Genomic DNA, 8943 nt, shown 5'->3' with positions numbered 1-8943 from the left:
AGTCACCTTTACCATAACAGAATGGGGTTCTTTTTTCATCACTTAACGGGTGAGAATCGAAAAGTTAATTTTTCCTGCCGTTAGGCAGTTTCTAAACAATTATAAGGAAAGTATGAATTATTCAGGAGTTATTACCATTACTAAGAAAACATGCCTCGAAATTGAAAAATAATAGAGTAGAATTTTATAACCCAAGTCGAAATATGTACGATGACTCAAGACTATTGCATACAGGTGCAAAAACGTTGAGTAGAAGGACAGCGTCAGTCACAGAAATTCATCTAGATGCAGCTTTAGGGGCATCTGGTGGACATGTGATCGTAAATGCAACGAATGGGAATACAGTGGAAAATCGTGCGTTTGTAGAAACATTGAGAAAATATTCGAGTGTATGGGGAGGCGTTAGCAGAACCAACGGATTAAGTTATCGCAGTGATTTGTTAAATCTTAACGTATTAGAAAGACGCAATGTACCGTATCGTTTAGTGGAATTAGGCTTTATCACAAACTATGTGGATGTTCTTAGATTGAGAACGAATCTGGATGCTTTAGCAAAAAGTATGATTGAAAATGCAACAGGAGAAAAAATTAATTAAAAATGAGTCAGGTAGAGCAGTAAAATGCACTACCTGATCTTTTAAAAAAACAAGTGGAAGGATATATGACAATGAAAAGAAAAATTATCAGCTTAGGTATTTTATCCATGCTTTTGCTTCAATTTTTAACACCTATGTTAGTTTTTGCTACAGAAGAATCCAAAGATTTGGAGAATGAAACTTCTCAAATCGAAGAGTCCCTTTTCTTAGAAACTGAAGAAACTATCAACTCTACTGAAGGTATTGTAGACATAGAAGAAGACGACGAAAGTAAAGAAACTATCGACAGTACGGTTTATTCAGAACCTGAAACGACAGAAGAGGATTTGGAAGTTGAGACGGAACCACAGATCCAACGCTCAATAGTAACGAATCAATATGCTACTCTTATTGAAGAATCAGAAATTTTAAACGAAGATTTAGAAACAGTGATTGGAAGTACAAAAAAATATTTATACCAAGTTTATCAAATAAAAGAAAAAATTGACTCTCCAACAGAAAAGATTTATTACGGACTAGAAAATTATAAAGGCCAGTTCTTGGGATATGTCTCTGAAACAGCAGTAAGTATTTCAGAAAAACCAGTGGGTGTCTTAAAAGAAGAAGAGCAATATGTGAGCATTAATTCAAAAAAAGACGTGATTTTAGCAGATCTAGATTATTCTGAGGGGAAATCTACATCTGAATATTATGGAAAGGTCTTCAGATCAGAAGGAGTCATCGAAACATTCGATGGCAAAAGATATCTTTTACTCAAAGATAATAAAGAGAAGATAATAGGCTATGTCAACGAAAATGCAATCAAGTCTTCACCTGGAGGCCAGGGATTCTATCAAAGTTACGGAGACTTTGTAACGATTATTTCTGGAAATTATGATATTTGGCAAAATTTCAATTGGGAAAAAAGAAACCATTCATCTGATTACAAGGGACAGACTTTACAAGCAAGAGGATACTATGAACATTTTAATGGTTCTCGCTATTTGTCATTGTATGATTCTAAAGGTAAGTGGGTTGGCTACATCGATGAGGCTGGTACTAAGGTAGCGAATAATAGAGGTGGTGTGTACCAATCTTACGGAAAATACGTTAAAATCAAATCTAAAAATTATGATATTTGGCAAGATTTTAATTGGAAAAAACGTAGCCACTCTTCCAAATATTATGGACAAACTTTACAGGCCAGAGGCTATTACCATCATTTCAATGGTGCCCGCTATTTGTCATTGTATGATACCAAAGGTAAGTGGGTTGGCTATATCAATGAAACAGGAACAGAGCTGACAAATCCTCAAGGAAAACATCATAGCTACGGTAAATATGTTTCTATTAAATCTAAAAATTATGATATTTGGCAGAATTTTGATTGGAAAAAACGTAATCATTCTTCGGACTACTATGGACAATCATTACAAGCCAGAGGCTACTATGATCATTTCAATGGTTCTCGCTACTTATCACTGTATGACTCCAAAGGCAAATGGGTTGGCTACATCAATGAAACAGGCACTCAATTGTCAAATAATGGTGTAAGTAGTGTCCATCAAAGATATGGAAAATATGTAACGATCAAAACTAAGAATGTGGGGATTTGGCAGAATTTTAACTGGAAACAGCGAGCAAACTCAACAAGCTATTATGGTAAACCATTAGAAGCCAGAGGCTATTATGTACATTTTAATGGGAAAAAATATTTTAGTTTGTATGACAACAAAGGCAAATGGATTGGATATATCAATGAGGATAATGTAGAAACTAACAACAGTAATGTTGGTTTTTATCAACGTTATGGAAAACAAGTGATTCTTACTTCAAAAAACTATGATATTTGGCAGAACTTCAATTGGAAAAAAAGAGATCATTCTTCTAATTACTATGGTCAAGAATTAGAAGCAAGAGGGGTTTACGAACATTTTAATGGAGGTCGTTACCTGTCATTGTATGACAAGAGTGGTAAATGGATTGGTTACATCAATCAAACAGGGACAAAAGATAAACCTATTGTCAAAGATAAAATGGATAAAGTACAAAAGTTATTGGATAAGAGTTATAAATCATCTAATTATGGAATTTATGTTATGAGTTTAGTTGATGGGTCTGTAGCACAAAAAAATGGTAGTAAAGTTTTTACTGCAGCAAGTACGGGCAAACTTCCAGCTTTGTATTACACTCAGAAAATGATTTTAGATGGTAAACGTGACGGAAATAAACTGTATACTTATACAGATGCTATCAATCGGATGCCACTTTCTTACATGCGTGGAGGAGCAGGCATCTTACAAGGTAAGAGATTTGGGACTCAGTATTCTTTGAATACAATCATGAACTGGACTGCTAAATATTCAGATAACCAAGGAACCAACTTTTTAGCTTATCACGCTGCTAATCAATACGATTCGGTGATGAAGAAAGAGATTAGCAATATTCTTGGCAGAAGCTGGACCACACCGTTTAGAGTTTCTGCAAAGGATAATGCGTTGTTAATGAAAGCTATTCATAATCAAGGCGGAAAACTAATCAATGATCTTTCCAATACGGTTTATGATAGTCAACGCATTCCGAAGTACATTCCTAATAATGTGAAGGTAGCTCATAAAATCGGTGATTTAAATGGTTATGCGCATGATGCAGCTATTGTTTATGCTGATCAACCTTATGTCATTGTTGTGATGACACAAAATGTGGGTTATGAGCCAATCTCTAAATTATCTAAACAAGTTTATGATATTTTGAAATAAGAATTTTACTGAGTCAATAAAATAATTCAAAATTTGACTAGTCGCCTAGCTTAAAAAACTAGAAGACTAGTCAATTTGTTTTTGTTCATTTAATTTTTATCGTTGTGCTGGAAAAACATAATATTTTTGATACAGAGATGTTTCAATTTGATATCAAAATGTTTAATTTAATTTCTTTTTTGCTAATTTCGTGTAAAATATATAGGAAATGCTTTGGAGGGATTTTGTGAAAAAACGAATAGTTTTAATAGGTAAAGAAATCTATCTTTTTTTTGTTTGGCTATCTTACAAAATTTCTAGAAAAAAGACTAGGAAAATAGTTGTCTTATTGAGTTTCCCGCAAGCCACAGAACATTTATTAGCAAAATTGTATGAAAATTTTAAGAATCAATTGGTTATTTGTTATACAAAAGATGGAAGTTTATTGGCAAAACAATATCAGTCTAAAGGCTGTGAAGTCTATGACCTGGATAATTTCTATACAATATTAAGAAAAATAGTGCCTGTTTTAAAAGGAGCAGATATTGTTTTTTGCGATAATTATTTTGCGTTTTTAGCAGGTATGACCTTTGATGATAGGACTAAAGTGGTTCAATTGTGGCATGCCGATGGAGCAATTAAAAAATTTGGATTAGAAGCAGAATATACAAGAAAAGTAGATAGTAAAGATAGAAAACGTTATCTTGATGTGTATAGTAAGTTCACTCATTACGTTGTAAGTTCTAAAAAAATGTCAGATGTTTTTTCAGATAATTACAAAACAGAATTTAAGGAACTTAAATTTGGGTATTTACCAACTGATCTTTATTTTAATAGCGAATGGATGGATCAATCTCGAAAAAAATTTCAAGAAGTATTCCATACTGATAAAAAGATATTAGTGTATACACCGACTTATCGTGAATCAAAGGAAACAATTCCCTTAGATTTTTCTAAATTAAAAGATAGAATTGGTGAGGAATGGGAAATTTTTGTGAAAGCTCATCCTCATGATAAAGAATTACAGCAGCAGTTGTCTGAAGAAAGTGGAATCATTACTAACTTTAAAGGCCTAACTTTGCAGCAATTATTACCCTCAGTAGATTGTCTAATTACAGATTATTCTTCAGTACCATTTGAATATACTTTAGCTAATGATCAGGGAAAAATAATCTTTTTTTGTTATGATTTAGAAAGATATCGTCAAGAAGTAGGAATTGAATCTGATTTTGAGCAATGGATGCCAGGTTCACTTGTCAAAACTGAATCAGAATTGTTTGAGGAAATAGATAAGCATTCCAAGAGTGATTTTCAAGAGTTTAATCAAGTTTGGAATACCTATGCGAATGGGACAGCCGCAGACCAATTAATAGAGTGGGTGAATCAAAACTATGAAAACTGAATATATAATGGGGACACCTGTAGATAAATTAACTTATGAGGATATTATAAATGACGTACCGAATTATATTCGATCTGGGAAAAAGATGACAGTAGTAAGTGTCAATCCTCAAATTATAGTTGATGCACACAAATTCCCAGAGGTAGTTGAATTTATAGAAAATGGGACTCATAGAATTCCTGATGGTATCGGTATTGTAATAGTTTCTAAAATGACGGGTGGTCAAATAGTAAATAGAGTGACAGGTTTTGATTTGATGGTCAAATTTTTAGAATATGCAAATAAGAACAAGAAAAGTTGTTTTTTTTATGGAGCACAACCCGAGGTTTTATCAGATGCTTTGAAAAATATTCAAATTAGATATCCTAACATTACGATTTCAGGTTCTATAGATGGTTATACGAAAGTCTCGGATGAAGAAATTATTTCTGAAATCAACCAAAAGCAACCGGATTTTCTTTTTGTTGCTTTAGGATTCCCAAAACAAGAACTGTGGTTACATCAACATATAAATAAGTTAGATGTTTCCGTATTTCAAGATGTGGGTGGAAGTCTTGATGTATTAAGTGGTCATGTGAAGCGTGCGCCCAATTTTTTTATTAGAAGCCATTTAGAATGGTTATATCGATCGCTAAGCAATCCCAAAAGATTTTATAGGATTTTACAATTGCCAATTTTTGTAGTTAAAAGTTTAATTTGGAAAATCAGAGAAAATTGATAAAAATTTACAAAGTTTGTTAATGCAGAAAGGATTATAAAAATGGTATTAAAGAAAGTTTTAAAAAAATATGATTCCACTAAAAAATTGTTTTTCCCTAATATGGCAAATCGAATGAGGTTGTATTATGCTGAAAATTATGAAACAAAAAGTATAGATCCTAATCTTATTGTCTATGAAACAAGAGATGGGAAATCAATTGTGGATTCACCTTATGCAATGTTTATGTATTTAGCATCTAATCCAGAGTATAGTGATTTTATCCACATATGGATTTTAAATAGTAACAATCAAGAACTTGAGAATAGTATTCCAGCTGAGCTGAGAGATAAAGTCCGTTTTGTTTATAGAAATACACTTGAGTATGTGGATGCACTTTTAGAGGCTAAATATCTAATATCTAACTCTACTTTTGAATCTTTTTTTGTAAAAAGACCAGATCAAATTTATATAAACACATGGCACGGTACACCATTGAAATCAATGGGATTTGATATACCGGGAAAGGTTTCTCATTCTCAAAATGTATTGCGAAATTTTCTAATGGCCGATTATATATTATCACCAAATAAACATACATCCAATATCTTTATACAAAGCTATAAACTAGATAATGTATATCCTGGGAAAATACTTGAAGGTGGTTATCCGCGGATAGATCTGACGTTGAATTCAGATAAAAGTAATGTTATTAAAAAAATTAGAGGTTTTGGAACTAAGATTGATTCAAATAAAAAAACTATCTTATTTTCACCAACATGGAAAGGATCTTCAGTAAACAATGCTCAAGATGACATAGAGCAGATTGTAAATGAGACTTTAAAACTTGTTGAGGAATTTTCAAGTCAGTACAATGTATTGATAAAAGTACATCCTTTTGCTTTTTCAAGAGTCAAAGATGACGAACGAATTGCTGATTATCTTGTTTCAGATTTAATAGATGCAAATGAAGTATTGTCAGTAGTTGATCTTTTAGTTACAGATTATTCTAGTATTTTCTTTGATTTTCTAGTGACAAATAAACCAATTGTTTTTTATTCTTGGGACAAAGATTTATATAATTTCGAAAGAGGAATGTATCTGGATCAAGAAGAGTTGCCAGGACCAACCGCTGAAAATCTAACTGAACTGATGGAATGCATTCATAATGTAGAAGAGTATCGACTTGTTTATAAGAAAAAGTATGATCTTTTAGCAGAAAAGATGGTTAATTATGATGATGGAAAAGTTACTTCGAAATATATTGATTATATTTTTAAAGGAAAAACATCTCCAAATTTAACTATACACACAGTGGAGTCTGGGAAAAAGAAACTCTTGATTTTCCCAGGAGGCATGAGAAATAATGGAATTACGTCCAGTTTATTAAATTTGGTGGGAAACATTGATTACAATAATTATGATGTTACTATCATCTGCAATCCTATCACAAGTGATGAAATCAATGAAAATTTAAAATCTTTAGACAATCATGCACGTGTCTTATTTAGATTTGGAATTGATATTTTAACAAAAAAAGAAAAATTGATTAACAAAAAATTTGCGGATAATGGAGTTTCTAAAGATAAAAGAAATGAATATCCTACGACGGGCTATAAACGAGAAATGAATAGACTGACGGCGAATATAAATTTTGATGTTGCGATTGATTTTAGTGGGTATAGTTATTTTTGGGGGAGACATATTTTAGCAGCTAATGCTCAAAAACATGTAGCTTTTATGCATAATGATTTATTTTCTGACTCAATGAGAGAAGTGGATGGGAAAATGCCAATGTATAGAGATTTACATGGGTTGTTTTCAATTTACTATCAGTTTGATAAACTTTTAAGTGTTTCACCAATGACTAGAGATGTGAACTATAATAATCTAAAAGAATTCGTTACTAAAGAGCAAATGTCTTATGTTTACAATTCTATTGATATTGACAAAATTTTATCTCCTGTAAAAAATAGTGAAGAGCAAAACACTCTAAAAATTGAAAAACAATTGATCAAACCCTCAATCGATGGTCCTGTGGAATGCTATAAAAATATAGATTCTATTATTGCTAAGGAACATTTTATGATTGACTTATTGACTTCAGATATTCTAGTACAGCATGCTAGCTTTGAATTTGATGATACTATATATATTAAAATTTCTGTTAATAACAAATATGTTGGCTGGATAACTAAAGAAAATACTGAACCACGAAGAGTTGAAGTCGAGCGCATTGAAGATTATCATGGATTTGGAACGGTTGCCACTGCATTTAATTATCCAATTTGGAGAGAGTTAAGAACCAACACAGATAAAGACGAAATAGTTACTTATGCAAGGTATTTTAAAAATAGATATTTAGAAATAGAAAAAGTTGCATATACTTCAAGTGGCAGATATTTTTTAGTAAAGTATGACAAAAAAATACTAGGCTGGATGTCACCAAGACCATTAAAGAGATTGCATAAGATAAGTAGATTATCGCCTTTAAATCAGTACTTTTTAAATAGAATGAAACAACAAGAAGTACAAAATCCAGTTTTATATACTAATAAAATAGAAAAGGTATCTTACTTTGTTAAAGTTATAAACAAAGAGTTAAATACCATTTGGAGTGAACCTGAAGGAGCTATTTATTCACGTGAAGTTCCTTTTTCAGAAGAATATATAGATTCTTATTTTAAAGTATCAGAAATCGCGTATTTAAATAATATCAAATACTGTCGCTTATGTTTGTCAGATGGAAGCTTTGTAGGCTATATTGAAGAAAAAGATATTAGCTACATCTCAGAAGAAGAATTTTTATCTGAAACTTCAATTGGAGATCAAGAAGGACTTCTACTTCCAAAGATGGATCTGTCACTTCAAAAAGTAGCAGATTTTGATGATCAGTTAATAAATTTTGTAAATATGGGGAGATTGTCACCAGAGAAAAATCAAAAGAGTTTAATAGAAGCATTCGCTAAATTTAATAAAGAGAATCCTAACAGTAGACTGTATATTCTAGGAATGGGACCGTTGAAAAATGAACTGGTAGATCAAGTGTACCATTTAGAAATGGAAGGAAAAGTTATTTTACTGGGACACATAAAGAATCCTTTTGAATTTTTGAAAAAAATTCCATATTTTGTTTTACCGTCCTTCTATGAAGGACAACCGATGGTGTTATTAGAAGCTCTAACTATAGGTATGAAAATCTTGGCCTCCAATATTCCTGCTAATATTAATGTTGTAGGAGTGGATGAAAAGTATGGATTGTTAACTAAAGGTACTTCTGTTGATGAAATTTATGAGGGACTAAAAAGAATCTCTTCATATCAAGATAATTTTGCTATATTCGATTATAAAGAATATAATCAAAGTGCGGTAGAAAACTTTTATCAAGAGATTCAATAGATAAACCTAGATAATTCATAGTTTTATGAGTTTGCGCTCTAAAACCGTATTTCTTCAACATTTGTAAAGAGTTTCTTTTTTCACCCATTTGGTGCGTGAAAAAAGAACACCTTTCTGTTAATGTAGATTTGA

General features: G+C 31.8%; 5 protein-coding genes. All 5 read left to right on the top strand.

Annotated elements, in window-relative coordinates; translation table 11 throughout:
• Positions 1–245 precede the first annotated feature (245 nt).
• Complete coding sequence (locus ACWODM_RS15875; protein ID WP_455322304.1) at positions 246–596, top strand: N-acetylmuramoyl-L-alanine amidase; 351 nt, start codon at positions 246–248, stop codon at positions 594–596.
• A gap of 71 nt (positions 597–667) precedes the next feature.
• Complete coding sequence (locus tag ACWODM_RS15870) at positions 668–3334, top strand: serine hydrolase (protein ID WP_455322303.1); 2667 nt, start codon at positions 668–670, stop codon at positions 3332–3334.
• 226 nt (positions 3335–3560) lie between these two features.
• Positions 3561–4715, top strand: coding sequence for a CDP-glycerol glycerophosphotransferase family protein (locus ACWODM_RS15865; protein WP_455322302.1), 1155 nt, complete (start codon positions 3561–3563; stop codon positions 4713–4715).
• Complete coding sequence (locus ACWODM_RS15860) at positions 4705–5433, top strand: WecB/TagA/CpsF family glycosyltransferase (RefSeq protein WP_455322301.1); 729 nt, start codon at positions 4705–4707, stop codon at positions 5431–5433. The genes ACWODM_RS15865 and ACWODM_RS15860 overlap by 11 nt, the downstream gene beginning before the upstream one ends.
• 42 nt (positions 5434–5475) lie before the next feature.
• On the top strand, positions 5476–8811 hold the full coding sequence (locus ACWODM_RS15855; protein ID WP_455322300.1) for a CDP-glycerol glycerophosphotransferase family protein: 3336 nt from the start codon (positions 5476–5478) through the stop codon (positions 8809–8811).
• Positions 8812–8943 lie beyond the last annotated feature (132 nt).

It is taken from the genome of Enterococcus olivae (assembly GCF_053760925.1).
This window is presented reverse-complemented; position numbering and strand designations above follow the sequence as displayed.